Below are 22,189 nucleotides of genomic sequence, written 5' to 3'. Positions count from 1 at the left end.
ATGCTCTTTTGGTTTGGCGCTTGCGCAGTTTTCTAAATACAGTTTTTTCTGCGTCACTTGGAACCGATCCTTATTTGATTTGGACATTTTGCGCCAATAGATTTGGCCTAGCTGGTGCCAGTGCTCATCAGAGCGATGGCGCAGTCAGCCAGACACCGCAGGTGTCATATCGGCGCGTTGAATGTTCGTAGTGGGGGTTACAGCTGCAGCGTTGACGATTTCGTTGGAAACACCTCCCACATTCCCAGCCGACAACCCGGATAAGCCGTGATATGATCGCCCGAATAGCGTGATTATCGATACTCGGAAGGCAGGAGCCGCTTATGAGTCGCGACACGCCAATCGATAAGCAGAGGCGATCCACAGACGTTTCGAGTGACGATAGCCGTTCTTCCCAACATGGCGGCGAGCGGCGGGTCGTGACTGCATTGTGCTATGACCTGATCGGCTCCACCAATCTCTTCAATCTGATGGATATCGAGGACTATCAGGATATGATCGCCGCCTTCCAGCAGGCGGCGCGGCAAGCGATTACGACACATTCCGGTGTCGTCCGCGTCGAAGCCGGGGACGGTGGAGTTGCGCTTTTCCCGATCGAGCTTGGACCGAGGGATGCCGCGTCAGCTGCGATCCGTGCCGGCGTTGGAATCGTGAAAGCCTGTCAGCGCCTCGCCCGTGAACTTGATCGAGACGATCTTCGCGTGCGCGTGGGTGTCGCGACATCGGTCGCCCTGATCCGGGATGCGCAGCTGCAGAACTGGATACATGAGCCGGTCACGGGCGCGGCACTTGCGCTTGCGACACGGCTCGAGGCCGCCGCTGAAGCCGACAGCGTGCTGGTTTCAGAAGAGACCCGGAACCTCGCCGGCCGCTCACACGCCTTCGTTCCGGAAGGCACACGCATGTTGAAAGGCTTCTCCGAGCCTGAAAATGTCTGGAGAGCAATCGGCCACAGACGGGAGCTCGACCGCTTCCACGCATTCGGAAGGCTGGACGGCACCTTCGTTGGCCGCGTCGCGGAGCTTGACCGAATAGAGAAGGCGTGGGACGCAGCCGTCGGAGGCAAGGGCCGGGTCCTTGCGATCACAGGCCAGGCTGGCATCGGCAAGTCGCGGTTGTTGCGGCAAGCCCGGCGCATGATCCATGCGCAGCCGGCCCGATCGCTGTTCTTTCAATGCCTGCCGGGAGGGTTTCGCTCGACGCTTCACCCGCTGGTGAATAGTTTTTCCCAGCGCCGTTCCGATGCTGCGGATGGCGGGCGGCTGACGGTCGACGCGGTCGCCGCCCAGTTCGCGCACCATGGTGTCGAAGATCCGGAAGTGATTGGCATATTTTCCCATTTGCTCGGCGCGGATGGGCGCAATGAAGCTTTCTCCGACAGCTCCCCCAAGTCAATCCAGAAAAGCGCACGGCAGGCGCTGTCAAAAGTGTTGAGCGTCATATGCGGACAAACACCGCTGGTCATTGCAGTGGAGGACATTCATTGGATCGACCCTACGTCCGAGTACCTGCTTCGCGAAGCGGCGCGGCTCGTGCCGACGCTTCCCGCACTGCTGATCGTCACCAGCCGAGAGAACCGCCATGCCAGCCTATTCGACGAGGGCGAACCAGAACATATTTCGCTCGGCCCGCTCGACCATGACGAAACGCGGCTGGCGATCGCCGCGCGCTGGCCGAGCCATCGCCAGGAGGCGTTGCCGCAGCTGCTTGAAGTGAGCGAACGCATATCCGGCGGCGTACCGCTTTTCATCGAGGAAATATGCCAATGGGCATTCGAGACTGCTGCCGAAGATGCAATGAGCGTGCCGGCAAATGCGTCCCGTAATCATGTTTCCGCCTTCGAGGGGATCTTGAATTCGCGGCTCGAGCATTTGGGTTCCGCCAGGGATGTGGCGCGCGCCGGGGCCGTCGCAGGGGATCGTTTTACCGTTTCACTGCTCCGCCCACTGTTGCCGGAAGCAAGCAGGAAATCTCTCCTGCATGCTGCTGAAACTTTATGCGAGAGTGGATTTTTGACCCGCGTGCGTGCCCATGGCGGCATCGCCTACGGCTTTCGCCACGCTTTGATCCAGGAGACGATTTACAACGGTCTGCTGAAAACGCAACGCCGGCTTCTCCACCGACGCCTGTTCATGGCCGCGAACAGCAATCGCGCCATCGCGGGTTGGCTGGATGCGGGTGCGCTTGCCGAGCATGCAGAGGCTGCCGGCCTTCCGGAGCATGCGGTTTCGTCGTTCATGAGGGCCGGAATGGAGCACGCCAGCCGATCGGCAATGGTGGAGGCGCGCCACCATCTCGAACGAGCCCTAGCGCTTTGCGAGACCATGCCCAACGGTGTTTCCGATGAGTTGCACCTTTCGGTGTTGACGGTGCTCGGACCGCTGCTGACGGCAACGGTCGGACCCAATTCGACGCCGGCGCGAATCCTTTACGAAAAAGGCGTCGAGATCGCGCGCCGTCAGCCGAAGGAAGATCAGCCCAAGTGGTTTCCACTCTATTGGGGCTGGTGGTTGACCGGGCAAAACTTCATGGAGATGCACAGCCGCGCCCGTAAAGTCCAGGCGATGCTCTCCGGAATCGCCGATCGCGAAATCGAACTGCAAGTCAACCATTCGATCTGGGCAATCGAGTTCAATGTCGGAAGGCAGGGGGAGGCCCAAAAGGCGATACGAGCGGGGCTTGCTCTCTACGACGATGAGGCAGCGAAGGCGAGCCGCAATGTCTTTGGTGGCCATGATGCCAAGGTTTGTGGTCTCGGACAGCTTGCGCTGTCGCTCTGGCTGACGGGGCAGACCGAAGAATCCAGCAAGGCACTTGCAGACATGGTCGCTTTTGTGGATCGGATCGCGCATATGCCGAGCAAGTCGCACTCGCTGGATACCGAGGCGGTATCGGCGTTCTATCGCAACGACCATGCACGCCTGATCGAGATTTCGGGCAGGATGGGCGATTTTGCGAAAAAGCACGAACTGCAATCCTTATCGGCACTCGCGATGCTCTTTCGCGGATGGGCGACTGCGCACATTGAGAACCTATCCGGCGGCCACGAAATCTTCCGCGCAGGCTTGGCGCTTCTGAGAGAGCTCGGAACCGTCGCCGATCTGCCGATCTACCTCTACATGCATGCGACCATGCTCGGCCAGGCGCGGAAGTACCAAACAGCGATCGAGGTCGCCACCGAAGCTATCCGGGAGGCGAATGCGACAGGCCATGGTTATTGGTTGGCCGAGCTTCACCGCCGTCGCGCATTGCTGCTGTCGTGCGCCAAGGTAGAAGAGCCGGCTCTCCTGCCGGATCTGAGGACTGCGATCGTCATTGCGCAAGAGCAAGGTGCGGTTGCCTTGCTGCACCGGTCGCAACGATCGGCGAAGGAGCTTGGCCTTGCTGGCGAGCTCTGAAATTTATTCCGAAGACGAGAGGGAAATGCTCTCGGCATTTTATGCCGACATCATGAACGGAAACATGTCTCTCGTATCGCCGGAACCGGACCCTGGGGACGCCGAGGCCTATTTCCGCTCCCTGCTGCCGCTTTGCCGCCGAGCCCGGATCACACGCGTCGCCGATCTGACCGGCCTTGATCGAATCGGATTTCCGGTCGTTCAGGCCATACGACCGGCCGCATTGTCGGAAGTCACCTCGCTCGGCCGTGGAATGTCCATAGCGTCTGCCGCGATCGGAGCGATCATGGAATCGTTCGAGCGCCTTTACGCCGAGGCAATCCCCGCGTCCCGTGTCTTCCTATCGACTGCAGAAAGGCTAGAGGTTGGCGCTGGCTCCTTCGATGATTTCTGCCTTGCTGATTCCCGCACGAATTGGCGTGAACGCGAGATCGACTGGATCATGGGTGTTGATATGGTAACCGGCGCTACTGCGCCCATCCCGTTTGAACTTGTGCACACGATCTATACTGATCCGCCCCCACGCCATGATGGCGTTTTTCTGCGCACCACAGCTGGCCTCGCATGCCATCGGTCAGATTTTGGCGCGTTGCGGCATGGGTTGCTGGAATGCATAGAGCGGGATGCGATTGCCCGGGCATTCAAAATCCACGGCTTCATGGATCGGATGAGACTGCCGTTATCGGAATTGGGCACAGCAGTTCAGGATGTTCTCTCGCACGTGGCTAAACTCGGAATATCGGCTGCCTTCTGGTATGCCCTTTCGCCGACACGTATTCCGGTCGTCTGGTGCCAGACGATTGAAGCCGGCAAAGGCGAACCCGTGTTGGCTCTCCCGACGGAGGGTTATTGTGCCGGTCTCGATCTTCATAAAGCGGCGTTCGGTGCGTTACTTGAAGCGCTGGCCGCCCGAGCCGGAGCAATATCCGGCGCGCGAGACGACCAGACGCGGAAACACTATGCGAGGCCAAGCAGCGCTATGCTTGCCGATGCCCGCGATCTCATTCTTGGTGAATGTGCTCCATCGATCGATTTTGTGGGCGTTTTGCCCGCGGTTGCCGGCCTTGCCGATCTCCTGGAAAGGATCATTTCTGCCGGTCTAGGCCCCGTTCTCGCCGTTCCAGTCGCGTCCGAGAACAATCCGCACATTCATTGCGTGCGAACGATACTTGCGGGCATGCGCCCTTTTACAGTCGAGCGGTGAGGGTCCGGGATGGATCAGAAAGCGGACGGTCCAATACTCGTTTTTCTCGGTCCGACCCTCCGCTTGCCGGACGCGCAACGCACTCTTGACGCCATCTACCTGCAGCCCGTTTCGCAGGGAGACATCATTCTTGCCGCTCACGCATTTCGCCCGAAAGCGATGGTCTTGATCGATGGTCTTTTCGAGGACAGGCCGGCGGTGCGTCACAAGGAAATTCTCTGGGCGCTATCCCAGGGTATCGTGATGATCGGGGCTGCAAGCATGGGCGCGCTCCGGGCCGCCGAACTGCATCCATTCGGAATGATCGGTGTCGGTCTCATCTATCGATGGTACAGGCGTTGGCCGCTGACAGCGGAAGATGCAGTCGCGGTCGAATGCGGCCCCGCGGAACTCGGCTTCACGGCTTTGACCGAAGCACTGGTGGACCTGCAGCGCAGTTTTACCGCGCTCTTTCGACGTGGCCTGATTGCGAAATCCGAAATGGATGCAGGTATCGCCGCAGCCCGGCGGCTCAATTTTCGTGAGCGGTCCGTTCGAAAGGTGCTCGCCGCAGCGCAATTGCCAGCGGAAAGATCGGTCTTGCTACGCAGCCATTTGATCACACAGAAGAAAGACGATGCGCGCCTTGCCCTACGGTTGGCGCCAGGCTTGTCGAAGTACAAGCCTGCCAGGTTGTCTTTTACGGCAACCAATACCTTCCTGCGCGATCTTGAAGCTGGATCTATTGACATCAAATTAATTAGCAAGTACTAATTTAAGTTGTTGCCATATAACTCATCTAACTGAGTAGTTGAGCTATGGAATTGTCTCCTGACATATCACTTACAAAGTCTGAGCCCAGTCTTGGGACTCGATTCTGGATATTTCCTCAGCCGCCCTTTATCTTTGGATATGAGCAGCCAGATCGCGTCTTGCTGTCGATATTGCCTGACGAGATCGGTGATGGACCTAGCGACATGTCGATGTATGTCGCGGATCCGCTGTTCGACAAGGAGCCTTATCGTTTTGGTGGTTTACCTCCATACCGTGGTCCCCAACGACGGCCGGTTCGGTCAGGCCCGGATCGCCACTTTGATAGCCTCGACCCGAGATCGCGGGATTACCTGGGCGCCCATGCCTTTGCTTGCATTCATTTCGTTCTTGATGTCTGGCGCAATTATCTCGCACGACCAATGCATTGGTTCTTCTCTGATTTCTATCCGCGGCTTGAAATTGTCCCCCTTGTTCGGTGGAAGAACGCGCAAGCGGGCTTTGGTTTCATCGAACTCGGTTACTCGGAAGTGGGTGATGAGCAGTCGCCCTATGCGCTGAATTTCGACACGATCGCTCATGAGATCGGTCATCTCATCACGCTCTCGCAAACGGGGCTTCCCAATACTCTTTCTCGTGAGGCAGATTTCTTTCCATTCTCCGAAGCCATGTCGGACAGCATATCCTTGATCTCGTTCCTGCATTTCGATTCCGCCATCGACCGCCTGCTGCGCAGGACAAAGGGGAACCTCCTTCTCTATAACGAGCTTAACCGCTTTGCCGAGACAAGCCCGGAGACGCAGATCCGCCTTGCGACCAACTTCCGGCGCATGTCGGAAGTCACAAGCGAGGTTCATGACCGATCCTTGCCCTTCCTCGGTGCGATCTTCGATGCGATCGTTGAACTCTACCATCGGGAGTTGGTTGCCAGCGGCTGCGCCGATCACCGTCTTCTCTCCGTCGATCTGCGCGATCTGACGCTGGATGAGTTAGATTGGTTCCGGCAATCGACGACGGCGGCCTTTCGCGACCGACCGCTCTTCTTCAAGCTGGCCCTGACCAAGGCAAGGGATTCAGTGGGAAGGGCGATCGGCGGAGCCCTTCATAGCTTGGACCCAGACACGATGCGGCTTAGGGACGCCGCGCGGGCTATCATCTCGGCGGCGGATGTATCGACTGCCGCACAATTAGAGGAAAACTTTGCATGGCGTGAAATTATCGGCTCGAGGTGAGCCAGAAAAGGAGAGGGGAAATGAGTTGCTGCTCTGAGACTCCGTTCATTGGAACAGGTAAAGTGCCATTCAATCCCAGCGAGGTCCGTCTCTATGGGCGAAATGAATTTTGTCAGCCCGGCACAGACGCTCATCCGTCTCAAGGGGCTCAAGTAAAGCCAACCGAGGATAGCGGTTCGGACAAAATCAAGCTCAAGGTGGGCAACTGTTACATTCTGATCGATCCTGGCAAGGTCCAGATGGTCAGCATCGGCGTGATCTATGGTTATGCTTATGAGGGTCATTGCTACAAGCTGCCGAAGCCGCGGATCATGTATCTCCCGGTCAAGGCCACAGAGATATCCCGCGACGACTGCGGATGCGATTGCGGCTATTCGCGGGCGCTCGGCTATTCCGTCTGGTCATTGGACAAGCTCGAACGAGTGATCGCGCTCGACGTCCGCTCCGACGACATCAAAACGCTGATCCTTGACGAAAACCTGCCTGGCAACCGTTCGCCGCTTGCCTATGCGCAGACGCAATCGCTGGCGCCGCAACGGCTTCGTGATTGAAACCATGGCAATGCTCGGATTGAGGCCGAGATGGGCCTCAATCCTTTCCGATCCTAGCGGCACAACAAGCAGCATACCTATCAATCTTGATCTGGGACTTAAAGGCCAGTCTATTCTGTGTGCGATATATGAACAAAAATCAAATAACGCACAAATTTCTTGCCGTCCCGTCCGCCGCGCCTTATGCCTGACGCTAGAGGACGGGATCAGCTTCCCGGCCGCATCTAGCCAAGGAGAGATCCCGCATGGACAAGACAGTCGGGAGCACGGTGGAAGCCGTCTCTGAGATCGGTGATGGCGCGACCGTCATGATCGGTGGTTTTGGTGGCTCGGGCGCGCCGATCGAGCTCATTCACGCCTTGATCGACAAGGGCTCCAAAAACCTCACCGTGATCAACAACAATGCCGGCAACGGGCGGATCGGTATCGCTGCGATGATCGATGCCGGCATGGTCAGAAAGATGATCTGCTCTTTCCCACGTTCGTCGGATCCGCGCGCCTTCACGGACAAATATCTGGCCGGCGAAATCGAGCTCGAGCTGGTGCCGCAGGGAACGCTTGCCGAGCGCATCCGCGCCGGCGGGGCCGGCATCCCGGCCTTTTATACACCGACCGCCTACGGCACCGAACTTGCCAACGGCAAGGTCATCGCCGAATTCGACGGCCGTCATTACGTGCAGGAGCGCTGGCTGAAGGCCGACTTCGCGATCGTCAAGGCTGCGATCGGCGATATCCAAGGCAATCTCACCTACAACAAGGCCGGCCGCAACTTCAATCCGCTGATGTGCATGGCGGCGGCGAAGACCATCGTCCAGGTCTCATCCATCGTACCGGCCGGCGGCATCGATCCCGAGCAGGTGGTGACGCCAGGCATCTTCGTCGACCGCGTCGTCGCTGTCCCCAGTCCCCAGCAGGAAGAAGAGCTCATTCGAGCCGGAGTGGCCTACGTATGACCATCGATCACAGCTCCATCAACACCCGCCCCATCAACACCCGGGAAGACATCAAACTTTCCAATGCGCAGATCGCCTGGCGCGCCGCGCAGGACATTGCCGACGGCGCCTATGTGAACCTCGGCATCGGTTTTCCCGAAATGGTCGCCCGCTATCAGCCGCCCGGCCGTCAGGCGATCTTCCACACCGAAAACGGCATCCTGAACTTTGGCGAGCCGCCGGCCGCAGGCGAGGAGGACTGGGACCTGATCAATGCCGGCAAGAAGGCGGTGACGCTGAAGCCGGGTGCCGCCTTCTTCCATCACGCCGACAGCTTCGCCATGGTGCGCGGCGGCCATCTCGACGTCGCGATCCTCGGCGCCTATCAGGTTGCCCAGAGCGGCGACCTCGCCAACTGGCGGGTTGGCAGCAAGGGCGTGCCGGCCGTCGGTGGCGCCATGGACCTGGTGCACGGCGCCAAGCAGGTCTGCGTCATTACCGAGCACGTCACCAAGACAGGCGAGCCGAAGCTGGTGGAAAAATGCACCTTCCCGCTGACCGGCGTCGCCTGCATCACCCGCGTTTATACCAGCCATGCGGTCATCGACATCGTCGACGGACGTTTCGTCCTGCGCGAGAAGCTGGCCGCGATGTCGCAAGAGGAATTGCAGGCGATGACCGGCGCGCCGCTGCATGTCGAGGGGCCGGTCGCCGACCTGGTCGTCCCCAAACTCTGAGGAAAAGCCATGACCGAAGCCTTTATCTGCGACTATATCAGAACGCCGATCGGCCGCTTCGCCGGCTCGCTCTCCCAGGTGCGCGCCGACGATCTCGGCGCGATCCCGCTGAAGGCGCTGATGCAACGAAACGGCGCCGTGGATTGGGACGCTGTCGATGACGTCATCTTCGGCTGCGCCAACCAGGCGGGCGAGGACAACCGCAATGTCGCGCGCATGTCGGCGCTGCTGGCCGGCCTGCCGATCACGGTTCCCGGTACGACGATCAACCGGCTCTGTGGCTCCGGCATGGATGCGGTGATCACGGCGGCGCGCGCCATCCGCTCCGGCGAGGCCGAGCTGATGGTCGCGGGTGGCGTCGAGAGCATGTCACGCGCGCCCTTCGTCATGCCGAAGGCCGAGACGGCCTTTTCACGGGCGGCCGAAATCCATGACACGACGATCGGCTGGCGCTTCGTCAACCCGCTGATGAAAAAGCAGTACGGCGTCGATTCGATGCCGGAGACCGGCGAGAATGTCGCCGAAGACTATCATGTCAGCCGCGAAGACCAGGATGCGTTTGCGGTGCGAAGCCAGGCGAAGGCCGCCGCCGCCCAGGCGAACGGACGGCTGGCGAAGGAGATCACCGCGGTGTCCATCCCGCAGCGCAAGGGCGATGCTGTTATCGTCGACAAGGACGAGCATCCGCGCGCGACGACGATCGAAACGCTGGCGAAACTCGCCACACCTTTCAAGAAGGAAGGTGGCACGGTGACGGCGGGCAATGCCTCCGGCGTCAATGACGGGGCGGCCGCACTGATCGTCGCTTCCGAAGCGGCGGCGCGGAAATACGGCCTGACGCCGATCGCGCGCATTCTAGGCGGCGCGGCTGCCGCGGTTCCGCCAAGAGTGATGGGCGTCGGGCCGATCCCGGCCTCGCGCAAGCTGATGGCACGGCTCGGTATGACCGCCGAGCAGTTCGACGTGATCGAACTCAATGAGGCCTTTGCCAGCCAGGGGCTGGCGGTGCTGCGCGCGCTGGGCATTGCCGATGATGACGCGCGCGTAAACCGCAATGGCGGCGCGATCGCGCTCGGCCATCCGCTTGGCATGTCGGGTGCACGCATCACCGGCACCGCGGCACTAGAGCTTCTGCAGACCGGTGGAAAATATTCGCTGTCGACCATGTGCATCGGTGTCGGGCAGGGGATTGCGATAGCGCTTGAAAGAGTTTGAGGTCGGGACGCTTCCGACATTCACGGAGGCTTTCGACCCGTTGCGGGCCATATCAGGCTTCTGTAGAAATCGCGTATGCTGATCCGACCCGCAGACAAGAACGACCAAAGCGCCATCTGGAGGATCATCGGTCCGACGATCCGCGCCGGCGAAACCTACGCGCTCGATCGCGATCTGAGCGAAGCCGATGCGCTGGCCTATTGGATGGGGCCGGACCGGGAGACCTTCGTCGCCGCAGAGGATGGCGTGATCCTCGGCACCTATTACATCAAGGCCAATCAGGCAGGCGGCGGCCGGCATGTCTGCAATTGCGGTTACATGACCGATGCTGCCGCAAGCGGCCGTGGCGTCGCGCGGCTGATGCATGAGCATTCCCTGGAGCATGCCCGCTTGCGGGGCTTTCGGGCGATGCAGTTCAATTTCGTCGTCAGCAGCAATGAACGCGCGGTTGCGCTGTGGCAATCTCTCGGCTTCGATATTGTCGGCCGGCTCCCTGGCGTGTTCCTTCATCCGACGCAGGGTTATGTCGACGCATTGGTGATGTTTCGCACGCTCTAGCTGTTTGATCCCGGACCCTGCGCGACCGGATGATCTGCACGGCCGAAACAATCACGCACTTCCAAAAATGCTGCTGCGGAGGAAAAGAGTGGCATACGAAAAGCTGATTCCCAAAGCGGCAGGTTCACGGCGTGTAGACAGCGTTGTGCCTGCCGCCTCTTTGACCCCAAATCCGCGATTTGCACGATATCGTCATTCGTCCTGATTACGATGCCCGCGAGAAACACCCCGGCTCCGCCAGAACGCCTCTTCTTCCTGCGCCGTAACATAACCCTCGGATTCCGGCGCGCACGGCTCCTCCTCATCGGGGTAGCCGGCCACCAGAAAGTCTTCGGCCTCGAGATAGGCCTCTGCTTCAGGCCGAAGTTCGACCTCGAGAACGTGCACGGCAACCGCTTCGGAATATTCCTTGATCGGCTCGGCGTAAGAATAGGTCGCCCAAGGGAAGAGCCTGGTCATGACGTCATGCAGATTGTCTGCCCGGAGATGATAGTCGATCCGAATATCCGGCTCGTCCCTCCCGTCTTCGCCGATATAGATCTGCAGGTTGGAAAAGATCGCTGTCGTGTCGCCCCACTCGTCCCACACGAAAAAAGTTGTTTGATCCTGAACCTCCTCCATCAGCTCTCGATCAAGGGCAAAGGCAGAGCGCATCAGCGACTCCTGATCGGAGGCAACGGCCTCGTCGAAACAGAACTTGGCGTTAGCATCCAACACGTTGGCTGCCGGAACAACCATCTCCCACCCCGACTCCGTTTCCGCGCAGTTCCCCTTGTCGGCTCTCTGCCATCGCATTATCCCGCTGCGGGCATCGACGATGACGATACAGACAGGCAACACGTGTTTCGCCCAGTAATCGAGATGGCTGCGCTCGCCGCGATGGATGTAATCGCCACCGGCTTCCACCCATGATGGTATCGATCTGATTTGAAGAGGCAGGAACTTTCCGGTTGGCCGCCCGCTATCAAGAATCTCGGCCCGTGCATCGATCCCGACCTTCGAAACCGGCAGCCTGCGAAAAGACCACTTGAAATCCCGGACAAACACCTTCTCGACGGCATCGATTGCCATGCGCATAGCGGGATCCGCCGGTTGACCGCCCAGCGCAATGTCATGCCGCCGGCGCGGCGGTATCGGTGGCACGATCCGGTGCCAAATGGTTGCAAGTAGCCTTGGCGCTGCCGCGGCCAGCGTGGTGATTGCAATGATTCCAGCCTGCAGAAGTCGAACCATCGAAGCTGCCCGTCACGAAACGCGGCTCTCCCTGTTCACATCTTCAAGCAGTCCGAGCAGACCCTTGAGGATATCCATCGGTGAAGGGGGACATCCTGGAATATGCAGATCGACGGGCACGACCTTCGAAACCCCGCCGAGGACGGCATAGCTGCCCGCGAAGCAGCCTCCATCGCGACCACAGTCGCCGAGGGCGACGACCCATTTGGGGTCGGGCGTGGCAATGTAGGTCCGTTCGAGCGCCTGCACCATGTTCCTGGTCACCGGGCCGGTAACCAGCAGCACATCGGCATGCCGCGGCGAGGCGACGAAACGAAGCCCGAAGCGCTCGATGTCATAGAAAGCATTGCTGAGGGCGTGCATTTCCAGCTCGCAGCCGTTGCAGGACCCGGCATCGACGGCTCGGATCGACAGGCTGCGTCCAAGCCGTCGGCGCGCGCTCCTTTCGATGGCGGCGGCGAGCTCTGTCATCGCAGCGTCGGAAACCGGCGGTCTCAGTTCCGTCAGTGGCGGCCGGATGAGACTTTCGAAGAGGAGCTTGCGCATGATGGGTTGCCTTCAGAGATCGTGACCGGAATAGGAACAGTTGAACGACTTGTTGCAGAGCGGAAAGTCCGCGACGATATTTCCTTCGATCGCGGCCTCCAGCAGTGGCCATTGAAACCAGGATGGATCGCGCAAATGGCAGCGTTCGATCCTACTTTCCCGAGTCAGCCGCAGCCAGACCAGAACGTCGCCGCGAAAGCCTTCGACGAGCGCCATGCCCTCCCGGCTCTCATTGATGAAGGGGATATCCCTCATGATCGGACCATCCGGCAACCGGTCAAGGATCTGGCCCAGCAGGGATAGGCTCTGCTCGACTTCGCGAATGCGGATCCAGACGCGGGCATTGACATCGCCCTCGTTCAGCACCGGAACCTCGAATGAAAGCTGATCATAGGGCGGGTAACGCAGGACATCCCGTGCGTCGAAACCGCGCCCGGAGGCGCGTCCGACATAACCGCCGGCGCCATATTGGCGGGCGAGCTCGCCTCGCAGCCTGCCGGTTCCGACCGTTCGGTCCTGAAGCGAGGCCGTGTTGTCATAGAGTTCCACCAAGGCCGGCAATTTTCGGTGGATTTCATCAAGCAGGGTCTTCAGGCTGGCGCGTCCATCTTCGCTGAGGTTGATTGCAACACCGCCGGGGAGGATGCGGTCGCGCATCAACCGGTGGCCGAAGGCAGTCTCGGCCGCGCGAAGCACACGTTCGCGCAGCACGCCGCAATGGGCCAGCATCAACGGAAACGCGGCATCGTTGCAGATGGCGCCAATATCGCCGAGATGGTTGGCGAGCCGCTCCAGTTCGGCCATCAGGGCCCGCAGCCATACCGCGCGGGGCGGGACGACAAGCCCGGCCGCAGCCTCCGCTGCCCGAGCAAAAGCATAGGCATAGGCGACCGTGCTGTCGCCGGACGTCCGCCCGGCGAGCTGCGCTCCGCGGAGCAGGTCCGCTCCGACCATCAGCGCCTCGATCCCCTTGTGGACATATCCGAGACGTTCTTCGAGACGGACGACCGTTTCGCCGTTGGCCGTGAAACGAAAATGCCCGGGCTCGATGATGCCGGCATGCACCGGGCCGACCGGGATCTGATGCAGACCGTCACCTTCCGCACGCAGGAAGGTGTAGGGCTCGGGCTTGGCCAGGGTTGCCGCCTGCTTGCCGAGCGGGTGGCGCAGATCCCAGCGTCCATGATCGAGCCATGGACGGATATCCGGCAGCTCCTGCGGCTCCAACCCGGTAAGGTCGTGGATCGCCCGCTCCAGCCGCAGCGCGGGCGGATGATGCCGCGCAACGGAGGGATAGCCATCCGCCAGCCCTTCAAGGCTGATGACAGCGATCGTACTGGCGGATTCATCGAGGAGGGCCATGTGAACTGCGTGCTCCTCTCCCCAAAGGCCGAGCAAGGTCAAATGCCTTTCCGCAAGCTCAAGTGTTGAGGATGTCCATATCGCTGGATCGACGACAGCGCGCGACCACGGCGCATGATGTTGAGCCGACACTCCCTTCTCAATCAGATCGCTCAGCGCCGACATCTTTTCCCCCGCATCATCGAAGAAGGTTGGCGATATGCTGGAACCAGGCGACCAGCGGCGGCGGCAGGTAGATGCCGGCGACGAGCACCAGCGCGAGATGAGCGTACATCGGCAGGTACGACACCTGGGCCGGCGCCGTGTTGCCGCGCGGCTGGCCGAAGACGGCGCCTGTCAGCCTGAGCAGCAGAGCGCCGAAAGCGATCAGCAATCCGAAGACCAGCGGAATGGCCAGCAACGGCTGCTTGGCGAAGGTCGAGCTGACGATCAGGAACTCGCTCATGAATATGCCCGCCGGCGGCAGGCCGGCGATGGCGATGACGCCGGTGAGCAGACCCCAGCCAAGCCCTGGATGCGTTTCGCTCAGGCCGCGGATGGCGGAGAGCCTCTGCGTTCCCTTGATCTGGGCGATATGGCCGACGGCAAAGAAGATCGCCGATTTGGTCAGCGAATGCATGACCATATGCAGCAGCCCGGCAAAATTGGCGATCGGCCCGCCCAGACCGAAGGCAAAGACGATGATACCCATATGCTCGATCGAGGAATAGGCGAACAAACGCTTGATGTCGCGGCGACGGTAGAGCATGAAGGCTGCGAAGATCAGCGAGGCGAGGCCCATCGTCATCATCAGCGGCCCGGGAGCGAGCGCCTCGGGACTGGCCGACAGCAGCATCTTGAAGCGCAGCACGGCATAGAGCGCGACATTCAGGAGCAGGCCGGAAAGGACCGCCGAGATCGGCGTCGGCCCTTCGGCATGGGCGTCCGGCAGCCAGGCATGCAGCGGTGCGAGACCGACCTTGGTGCCGTAGCCGAGCAGCAGAAAGATGAAGGCGACGTTGAGGAGCGCCGGATCGAAGGCCGCGGCATGGTCGATCAGGATGGTCCAGACCATGGCGTCGTAACCTTCGCCCACCACCGGCTGCGCCGCCAGATAGACCAGAATGGTACCGAACAGCGCGAAGGCGATGCCGACGCTTCCCAGAATGAAATATTTCCAGGCGGCTTCGAGCGCTTCATGCGTGCGGTAGAGGCCGACCATCAGCACGGTGGTCAGCGTCGCAAGTTCGACGGCAACCCACATCAGGCCGATATTGTTCGACACGAATGCGAGATTCATACCGAACATCATGATCTGATACATGGCGTGGTAGAAGCGGATATTTGCCGGTGTCAGCCGCCCCGTCTCCAGCTCGTGGGCGATGTAGCCGGCGCTGAAGACACTGGTGGTGAAGCCGACGAAGGCGTTGAGGACGATGAAGACGATGTTGAGATCGTCGACGAGGAGATATTGTCCCGGTGCCGGGCGATCGGTCACGAACAGGCAAAGGGCGGCAAGCAGGGTCAGCAGGCTCGCGAGGACGTTCAGTCGCGCCGTCATCCGGTAGCCGGGTAGGAGCGCCAGAAGGGCCGCCGCCGCGATCGGTATCAAAAGGACGGCCGTTACCGCATCGAAGGCCAGGACAGGGGAGAAAATGTTCATTTTCGCCTCCTCCCTTTGAATTCATCGAGCGCGCGGACATCGACGGTGTCGAACCGCTCGCGAATGCGGAACAGGAAAACGCCGATGACGATGAAGGCGATGAGGATAGAGAAGGCGACACTGATCTCGACCACCAGCGGCATGCCCTTGGCGCCGGTGGCGGCAAGCACCAGCCCGTTTTCCAGTGACATGAAGCCGACGACCTGGCTGACGGCATTGCGGCGGGTGACCATGATCAAAAGCCCGAGCAACAGCACCGACAAAGCGAAGGCGAGATCCTCCCGCGCCAGCGGATCCGCCTCCGGCGTCACGCGCAGCATCACCACCGTCGCCAGCGCGACAAGGCCGATACCGGCGAGCATCGTCGGGCCGATGCCGACGACGGTCTCGATCTCGCGGTGGATGCCGAGCTGGCGGATCATGCGGTGGAGCACCACGGGAATGACGATGGCCTTGAAGACGAGGGCGATTGCTGCCGTTACATAAAGATGCGGCGCATCCTGGATGAAGGCCTGCCAGGCCACCGACAGCGTCAATATCAACGAGTGCAGGGCGAAGACGTTGAGCAGTGCGTAAAGACGGTCCTGATAGAGCATCATCATGCTGACCAGCACCAGACCGCCGGCGAGCATATGGGCGATGTCGAAGACCGGTCCGTCCATCAAAGACTCCTCGACACGAACCGCAGAAGGGTGGCGAGCAGCGCGAGCATGAGTGCCGCGCCGAGGAACTCGGGTACGCGGAACACCCGCATCTTGGCCGTTGCGGTTTCGAACAGCGCAAGCAGCGCTCCGCCGGCCGCAAGCTTGGCGAGGTAAGCGAGCAGGCCGGCCAGATAGACGGCAGGGCCGGTCCCCATGACGGCCAGTTTCCACGGCGCAAAGATGCAGGCGATCAACGAGATGTAGAGCAATAGCTTGAGCGATGCCGCGAGCTCGATCATCGCGAGATGTCGTCCGGAATATTCGAGCACCATGGCTTCATGCACCATGGTGAGCTCCAGATGGGTCGCAGGGTTGTCGACCGGAATACGGGCATTTTCGGCGATCGCGACCATGACCAGGGCGATCAGGGCGATCGCCAGGGAAACACGCAGGCCCACCTGCGTTGAGGTCATGAAGGCGGCGATGGACGAAAGCTGGGTGGAGCCGGCGATGAGAGCGAGGGTGAAGATGATGAGCAGCATCGAAGGCTCGGCGAGCGTCGCGATCATCACCTCGCGGCTCGATCCGATGCCGCCGAAGCTGGTGCCAACATCCATGCCGGCGAGCGTCAGAAAGAAACGGGCGCTGCCGAGCAGCGCGACGATGGCGATCAGGTCCGCGGTCCAGCTGAAGATAAGGCCTGTGGCGAAGGTGGGGATGATGGCGGCTGCGACCCATGTGACGGCGAAGATCAGATAGGGCGTCACCCTGAACAGCCAGGAAGCATTTTCGGCGAGCACCACTTCCTTGCGCAGAAGCCGCAGCAGGTCACGGTATGGCTGGATCACGGAAGGCCCCCGCCGACGCAACAACCGCGCCTTGACCAGGCGTATGAAGCCGGTCAGCAGCGGCGCAAGCAGCACGACGAGCGCCATCTGGAATGCCTGGATGAGAAGAGCTGCGATCAGGACCATAGCGCCAGCACCAGAAGCAGGAAGACGAGCGCGAGGAACACTAGGCTGAGATAACGCCGGATCGTGAGAAACTGCAGATGGTTGAGCTTTTCGGCCACAAATCCGACGGCACCTGCAATCGGCAGGTAAAGTCCTTCCCAGACCAGATCATGTGTCTCGACGGCAAAATGCGCCGGACGCAGATCGCCGGGCGCCGGCATGTCGACCCGCTCGCGCGCCCGGAAGATCAGCGTACCGAAAACGCGCCGGACGGGCTGGGCGAAGCTGCCGCCGCCATATTGCGTCGCCGGACTGACCTCGGGAAAGCCGCAATCCCAGGCGGGCGCCCGACGGAGCCGCCGCGAAGCGAAGCGGTGGATGAGATAGGCCGTCAGCGACGCCGAGAGGAGGGTGAACAGGAAGACCAGCAGGCCGTTGTAGGAACTGCGGCTTTCGGCCACCGGCACGATCGACAGCCACGGAATATCCGTCTGCACCGGCATCCGGTCACCGATCAACGACAGCGTCACCGGTGCAAGGCCGTCGATGACGATCCCCGGCAGGATGCCGGCGAGAAGGCAGAGCGCCGCCAATACGGACATTGCCGCAAGCGAGAAGCGGTCGACCTCCAGCGCCTGTTCGGCGACGATGGTTCGAGGACGGCCGAGGAAGATGACGCCGAATGCCTTGACGAAACAGGCGGCAGCCAGCGCCGCCGACAAGGCGAGCAGCCCACCCACCGCCGGCACCAGGATCTTCAGGCCCCATTGCGGCAAGGCAGGGCTTTGCAGGATCGCCTGGAATGCCAGCCATTCGGAAACGAAGCCGTTGAACGGCGGCAGGGCGGAGATCGCGACGCAGCCGATGAGGAAAAGGAAGCTGGTGACCGGCATGCGGTGGATGAGGCCACCGAGCTTGTCCATGTCCCGCTCGCCCGTTGCCGTCAGCACCGCGCCGGCGCCGTAGAAGAGCAGGCTCTTGAAGAAGGAATGGTTGAGAACGTGGAACAGCGCGGCCGTCAGCGCCAGCGCGGCCGCCAAACCCATGCCGTTCGCCTTGAAGGCGAGCGCCAGGCCGAGGCCCACGAATATCACGCCGATATTCTCGATCGTGCTGTAGGCAAGCAGACGTTTGAGATCCCTTTCCATCATCGCATGCAGGATACCCAGCACAGCCGTGCCACCGCCGAGCACAAGGACGATAACGCCCGACCACCATGTCGGCGCGCCGATCAGGTCGAAGATCACGCGGATGAACGCATAGACCGCGACCTTGGTCATGACGCCGCTCATCAGCGCTGAAACATGGCTTGGCGCAGCCGGATGTGCCAGCGGCAGCCAGACATGCAACGGCACGAGGCCAGCCTTGGAACCGGCGCCGAACAGCAGCAGCATGAGCACGAGACCAGCCGTGGACGGCGTATGTTCGGACACCCGCATGGCGGCAAAACCATAGCTTCCGTCAGCCCCGGCAAGCAGCCCGAAGGCGAGCAGCAGCGCGAGCGTACCGAAGCTCGCCATGACGATATAGAGATAGCCGGCCTTGCGGTTGCCAGCGTCGCGATGATGGGCCATCACCATCGCCCAGGACGCGAGCGACATGAACTCCCAGGAGATGAGGAAGGTAAAGGCATCATCGGCCATGATCACAAGGTTCATGCCGGCGAGAAAAGCCGGAAAGAACGGCAGCACCCGATGCGGCGCGTGTTCGTGACGGCCGTAACCGAGACCGTAGAGGCTGGAGAGCGCGCCGCCGAGATTGACGACCACAAGGAACAAGGCCGCCAGCGCATCGATCCGGAAATGGCTCCCGAGCCATGGCAGGCCGAGAGGAAGGGCAAGCGCCGCCGCCTCGGCGGCAGGGACAGCCGTGGCAAGACAGGCGAGCGCAATAACGAAAGCGACGGCGGAGAAAACCAGGCTTGCACCGTAGATGATAGGCGTGGACGAGGCCGAACGGGCGATCGGCACGGCGAGCACAGCCATCCCAAGCAGCGCGGCCACACATGACAACAGGATAGAAACCGATGTCACTGATCATCCCTCGCTGCAGGAAAGGGCCCTGATGGCTCCGTCGCTCCGCGCTTTGATGGCTTGAGTTTCGCCCTGAGCCTGACCCCTCGCCCACCATCCGTGCTGACAGTTCCCTCGTTGATCACCTCGACACCGGCGCTTTCCAACGCGGCCAGTAAACGCATCAGCGAGTCGACATTGCCGCGCACGACATAGGCGCTCGCCTCCATGCGCTGAATTGTCGGGACAGAAATTCCCGCCATTTCGGCCAGCTGGCGCTGGTCGATACCGAGAAGGGCCCGGGCGGCCCGCATCTGAGCGGCGGTGATCACGATTGAAACATCGCTTATCTTGCGCAAACTCTGATAATTGACTCCTATGATGTGCCTATTGATGTCTGAAATCAATATTCTGATGCGTCAGCCTCGTGGTGGCATGCACGCCATCTACGCCGCAGCATTCTGGCCGAAGCGATGCTGCTCGCCATCCGCTGATGAAGAAGCAATACGGCATCGATTCGATGCCGGAGACCGGCGAGAACGTCGCCGAGGACTATCATGTCAGCCGCGAGGATCAGGATGCCTTCGCCGTGCGAAGCCAGGCGAAGGCCGCTGTCGCGCAGGCGAGCGGACGGCTGGCGAAGGAGATCACGCCGGTGACCATCCCGCAGCGCAAGGGCGCTCCCGTTGTCGTCGACGAGGACGAGCATCCGCGTGCAACGACGATGGAGGCACCCTGCGCGACCGGACGATCTGCACGGCCGATGAAAACAATCACGCACTTTCAGTGAGCGAGAATTCAGGCAACTCCAGCAACGGCATCGAACCACGCACCAAACGCAGGAAATCGCGGACCGGAGATTTCTCGAGCGCACGCGGAAAATAGATCGCGCCCGATTCTTGTACCCGACAGTGGTCCTCGAACATGACTGGTTTGATCCCGAACCTATCGAACAATTTCTCAAAGCCGCTTGAGGCCGCCATCACCAGCGGCGAAGCCTGCATGATCAACAGAGCCTGCAACATGGAATCTACGCGTACCGCAAAGTCCCGGGTCTGACGCTCGAGTTGACCAGGTCCTTCATCGTCTCCGTAGCCGGGGCTGATCCAGCGCTGACGCAGAAGATCATCGAGGGTGACAGCCGCCGCTTTGGCCAGGTGGTGATCCTTATCGCAGTAGATGTAGGTCGCCTGCCTTACCAGCGTTTCGAACTCGACCTGCATGACGGCTTCATATTTGTAGGAGAGCGTTCCGAAGACGAGATCGTAGACGCCGTGTCGCATTCCCTCGAAACGCGTGCCGTCATCGGCGATCTCGACGTGGACGACGACACCCGGATGCGTCCGGCTGAAGGCTTTTATGATTCCCGGCAATATGACGAGCCCCCAAAGGTCGCCGGTGGCTATGCGAATAACGGCCTTGGCGCGGCCCTGAAGATGTTCGATCTCTTCTTTCGCTTCATCGAGCGCCGGCAATATCCGCACCGCCCGGCTATAAAGGGCTGAACCGTAAACACTCAATTCGACGCCGGCTCCGGTCCTGTTGAACAGCGGAACGCCATAGCTGTCTTCGAGTTGCCGGATAGCCCGGGAAAGCGCCGGCTGCGAAATATTCAGCTTCTTGGCGGCACGCGAGATCGATCGCTGGTTTGCCACTTCGACGAATTGACGTAGCTCCCGCATCCGTCTCTCTCCCTATGCGAATTATGCATAACATATAGCATGTTTGCATTTGACCTCAGCGCCATCTGCGCCACATTGTACACAACAATAGTAGACTAATTCCGGTGTGCCAAGTGCTGCGAAAGCCTTCATTACGTGGATTTTCGTACCCCGAGCACATTCTCGACGGATGCTCGACACAGAAGAAATAAGCCTTCGACAAGGAAATCGGGGCGCGGGATGGGGATAGAAGGAGGAGGAACCGATGTTTAAAAATGGCATAGGCCGGCCGCTGATTTTCGCCGCGACGATGGCGGCGTCGATGATCTTTGCGATCGTTCCATCGGCGGCGCAGGAAAAGGTCCAGCTGACGTTTCGTCAATTCGATCCTCCGACCGAAATTCAAGGCCTGATTGCCGCCGTCGACGCCTGGAACTCCGGTCATCCCGATGTCCAGGTCAAATTGGAGACGATGTCGGGCGGCGATACGCTTGCCCAGTTGGCGCGCGAAATTCCCGCCGGTGCGGGACCGGATGTTCAGCAGCTGGCTTTCGTGTGGACGCGTGATCTGGCGCGATCGAAGCTGCTTCTCGATCTCAGTCCTCTCATCCAATCGAACGCGCCGGGAGCCGGCACGGACGATTTTCTGGCTCTCGACCTCGCCACCCTCGACGGCAAAATCTTCGGCCTTCCATGGACGGCAGATACATTCTCGATGGCCTATCGCCCGGATCTCCTGCAGGCAGCAGGTGTCTCAAGCTTTCCGGATAGCTGGGACGATCTTGCGGCAGCTGCTAAGAAATTGACCACCGAAGGTGGCGAAACTGAACAATACGGTTTCTGCTTCCCCGCAGGCAGCGCACCCGACAGCGGCATGTGGACGCTTGTGAATTATTACCTCTGGAGCAACGGCTCGACCCTGGTCACGGAGGAGAGCCCGGGGAAATGGAAGGTGTCGGTGACGCCGGAGCAACTGGCGGCGGCGATGAACTATTTCAACCAGTTTTTCGTGGATGGAACCGCGCCCGAAAACCTCATCACCGTGAATGCGTGGGGCGATCCGGAGCTGATCGGCGGGCTCGGCCGAGGCGATTGTGCGATCACTTTCTTTCCGCCGCAAACCTTCAGGGCCGCCCAGAAACAATCGGACAAGCCGCTGCTGACGGCACCGATCCCGAAAGGGACGGCAAAGCGCATCTCCCATCTTGGCGGACGTGCGCTGGGCATCAATCCCAACACCAAGCATCAGAAGGAGGCCTGGGAGTTTGTCAAATATCTGGTCGGCCCCGAGACCTTCAAAACCTACAACCAGTATCCCTCGCAGAAGTCGCTGCTTTCACAGCTCCAGTTTCCGCCGGCCGAGCAGGGCTATGTGACGATGCTTCCGTTGGCGCAGACCTTCGAGCGGTACATCTCTTCCCCGATCAAGGTGTCGAGCATGACAGCCCTTATCAATCGTGAGTTCGGCGCCGTATTCTCCGGGCAGCGCAATCCTGATGAGGCTGCGGATGTCATCATCAGGGAGCTCAACGACTTGCTCGCCCGCGGCAAGGGCTGAC

At 60.5% G+C, this 22,189-nt stretch carries 18 protein-coding genes and 2 pseudogenes; 11 read left to right on the top strand and 9 right to left on the bottom strand.

The genetic code is table 11. The features are described 5' to 3' along the window. Positions 1-323: 323 nt before the first annotated feature. The 9 genes and pseudogenes from GFM02_RS04155 (at position 324) to GFM02_RS04115 (ending at position 10,577) form a co-directional block, all read left to right on the top strand. Positions 324-3,398, top strand: a complete 3,075-nt coding sequence (locus tag GFM02_RS04155; RefSeq protein WP_168320901.1) for an ATP-binding protein — start codon at positions 324-326, stop codon at positions 3,396-3,398. A gap of 25 nt (positions 3,399-3,423) precedes the next feature. Next, complete coding sequence (locus GFM02_RS04150) at positions 3,424-4,602, top strand: YcaO-like family protein (protein ID WP_168321106.1); 1,179 nt, start codon at positions 3,424-3,426, stop codon at positions 4,600-4,602. Between the two features lie 9 nt (positions 4,603-4,611). Further along, the gene (locus GFM02_RS04145; protein ID WP_168320900.1) at positions 4,612-5,355 is read left to right on the top strand and encodes a TfuA-like protein; all 744 of its coding nucleotides are present in this window, start codon (positions 4,612-4,614) and stop codon (positions 5,353-5,355) included. 44 nt (positions 5,356-5,399) lie between these two features. After that, the gene (locus tag GFM02_RS04140; protein ID WP_168320899.1) at positions 5,400-6,584 is read left to right on the top strand and encodes a hypothetical protein; all 1,185 of its coding nucleotides are present in this window, start codon (positions 5,400-5,402) and stop codon (positions 6,582-6,584) included. A 242-nt stretch (positions 6,585-6,826) separates the two neighbouring features. Further along, a pseudogene (locus tag GFM02_RS04135) lies at positions 6,827-7,135 on the top strand (hypothetical protein); the annotation flags it as partial. 245 nt (positions 7,136-7,380) lie between these two features. Beyond that, a complete protein-coding gene (locus GFM02_RS04130; RefSeq protein WP_168320898.1) occupies positions 7,381-8,088 on the top strand; it encodes a 3-oxoacid CoA-transferase subunit A in 708 nt (235 codons plus the stop codon). After that, positions 8,085-8,804 (top strand): CoA transferase subunit B, encoded by a 720-nt coding sequence (locus GFM02_RS04125; protein ID WP_168304223.1) that lies wholly within the window; start codon positions 8,085-8,087, stop codon positions 8,802-8,804. Before GFM02_RS04130 ends, GFM02_RS04125 begins: the two co-directional genes overlap by 4 nt. A gap of 9 nt (positions 8,805-8,813) precedes the next feature. Continuing rightward, the gene (gene pcaF / locus GFM02_RS04120) at positions 8,814-10,019 is read left to right on the top strand and encodes a 3-oxoadipyl-CoA thiolase (protein ID WP_168320897.1); all 1,206 of its coding nucleotides are present in this window, start codon (positions 8,814-8,816) and stop codon (positions 10,017-10,019) included. Positions 10,020-10,094: 75 nt separating this feature from the next. Continuing rightward, complete coding sequence (locus GFM02_RS04115; protein ID WP_168320896.1) at positions 10,095-10,577, top strand: GNAT family N-acetyltransferase; 483 nt, start codon at positions 10,095-10,097, stop codon at positions 10,575-10,577. A 192-nt stretch (positions 10,578-10,769) separates the two neighbouring features. On the opposite strand, the gene GFM02_RS04110 is transcribed toward GFM02_RS04115, so the two are convergent. The 8 genes from GFM02_RS04110 to GFM02_RS04075 are packed head-to-tail and all read right to left on the bottom strand — an operon-like array spanning position 10,770 to position 19,376. Further along, positions 10,770-11,810: a DUF4365 domain-containing protein gene (locus GFM02_RS04110; protein ID WP_168320895.1), complete on the bottom strand. Its 1,041-nt coding sequence runs from the start codon at positions 11,808-11,810 to the stop codon at positions 10,770-10,772. Between the two features lie 12 nt (positions 11,811-11,822). Further along, complete coding sequence (locus GFM02_RS04105; RefSeq protein ID WP_168320894.1) at positions 11,823-12,356, bottom strand: NADH-quinone oxidoreductase subunit B family protein; 534 nt, start codon at positions 12,354-12,356, stop codon at positions 11,823-11,825. Positions 12,357-12,368: 12 nt separating this feature from the next. Then, positions 12,369-13,883, bottom strand: a complete 1,515-nt coding sequence (locus tag GFM02_RS04100; RefSeq protein ID WP_168320893.1) for an NADH-quinone oxidoreductase subunit C — start codon at positions 13,881-13,883, stop codon at positions 12,369-12,371. 13 nt (positions 13,884-13,896) lie between these two features. After that, the gene (locus GFM02_RS04095; RefSeq protein ID WP_164575704.1) at positions 13,897-15,360 is read right to left on the bottom strand and encodes a hydrogenase 4 subunit F; all 1,464 of its coding nucleotides are present in this window, start codon (positions 15,358-15,360) and stop codon (positions 13,897-13,899) included. Then, positions 15,357-16,022: a hydrogenase-4 component E gene (locus GFM02_RS04090; RefSeq protein ID WP_168320892.1), complete on the bottom strand. Its 666-nt coding sequence runs from the start codon at positions 16,020-16,022 to the stop codon at positions 15,357-15,359. Before GFM02_RS04090 ends, GFM02_RS04095 begins: the two co-directional genes overlap by 4 nt. Beyond that, positions 16,022-16,978 carry a respiratory chain complex I subunit 1 family protein gene (locus GFM02_RS04085; RefSeq protein ID WP_168266366.1) on the bottom strand — a complete coding sequence of 319 codons (957 nt, stop codon included), beginning with the start codon at positions 16,976-16,978 and terminating at the stop codon, positions 16,022-16,024. The genes GFM02_RS04090 and GFM02_RS04085 overlap by 1 nt, the downstream gene beginning before the upstream one ends. Further along, on the bottom strand, positions 16,969-18,990 hold the full coding sequence (hyfB, locus tag GFM02_RS04080; protein ID WP_168320891.1) for a hydrogenase 4 subunit B: 2,022 nt from the start codon (positions 18,988-18,990) through the stop codon (positions 16,969-16,971). Before hyfB ends, GFM02_RS04085 begins: the two co-directional genes overlap by 10 nt. After that, positions 18,987-19,376 carry a helix-turn-helix domain-containing protein gene (locus GFM02_RS04075; protein WP_168320890.1) on the bottom strand — a complete coding sequence of 130 codons (390 nt, stop codon included), beginning with the start codon at positions 19,374-19,376 and terminating at the stop codon, positions 18,987-18,989. Before GFM02_RS04075 ends, hyfB begins: the two co-directional genes overlap by 4 nt. 77 nt (positions 19,377-19,453) lie before the next feature. Here GFM02_RS04075 and GFM02_RS04070 point away from each other — a divergent pair. Then, positions 19,454-19,699, top strand: a pseudogene (locus tag GFM02_RS04070) (3-oxoadipyl-CoA thiolase); the annotation flags it as partial. A 43-nt stretch (positions 19,700-19,742) separates the two neighbouring features. Here GFM02_RS04070 and GFM02_RS04065 read toward each other — a convergent pair. After that, positions 19,743-20,651 (bottom strand): LysR family transcriptional regulator, encoded by a 909-nt coding sequence (locus GFM02_RS04065; protein WP_168320889.1) that lies wholly within the window; start codon positions 20,649-20,651, stop codon positions 19,743-19,745. Positions 20,652-20,895: 244 nt separating this feature from the next. On the opposite strand from GFM02_RS04065, the gene GFM02_RS04060 reads away from it, so the two are divergent. Further along, complete coding sequence (locus tag GFM02_RS04060; RefSeq protein WP_168320888.1) at positions 20,896-22,188, top strand: ABC transporter substrate-binding protein; 1,293 nt, start codon at positions 20,896-20,898, stop codon at positions 22,186-22,188. Position 22,189: the final 1 nt, after the last annotated feature.

This window comes from Rhizobium leguminosarum bv. viciae, assembly GCF_012276115.1.
Classification (GTDB): domain Bacteria; phylum Pseudomonadota; class Alphaproteobacteria; order Rhizobiales; family Rhizobiaceae; genus Rhizobium; species Rhizobium leguminosarum_T.
This window is presented reverse-complemented; position numbering and strand designations above follow the sequence as displayed.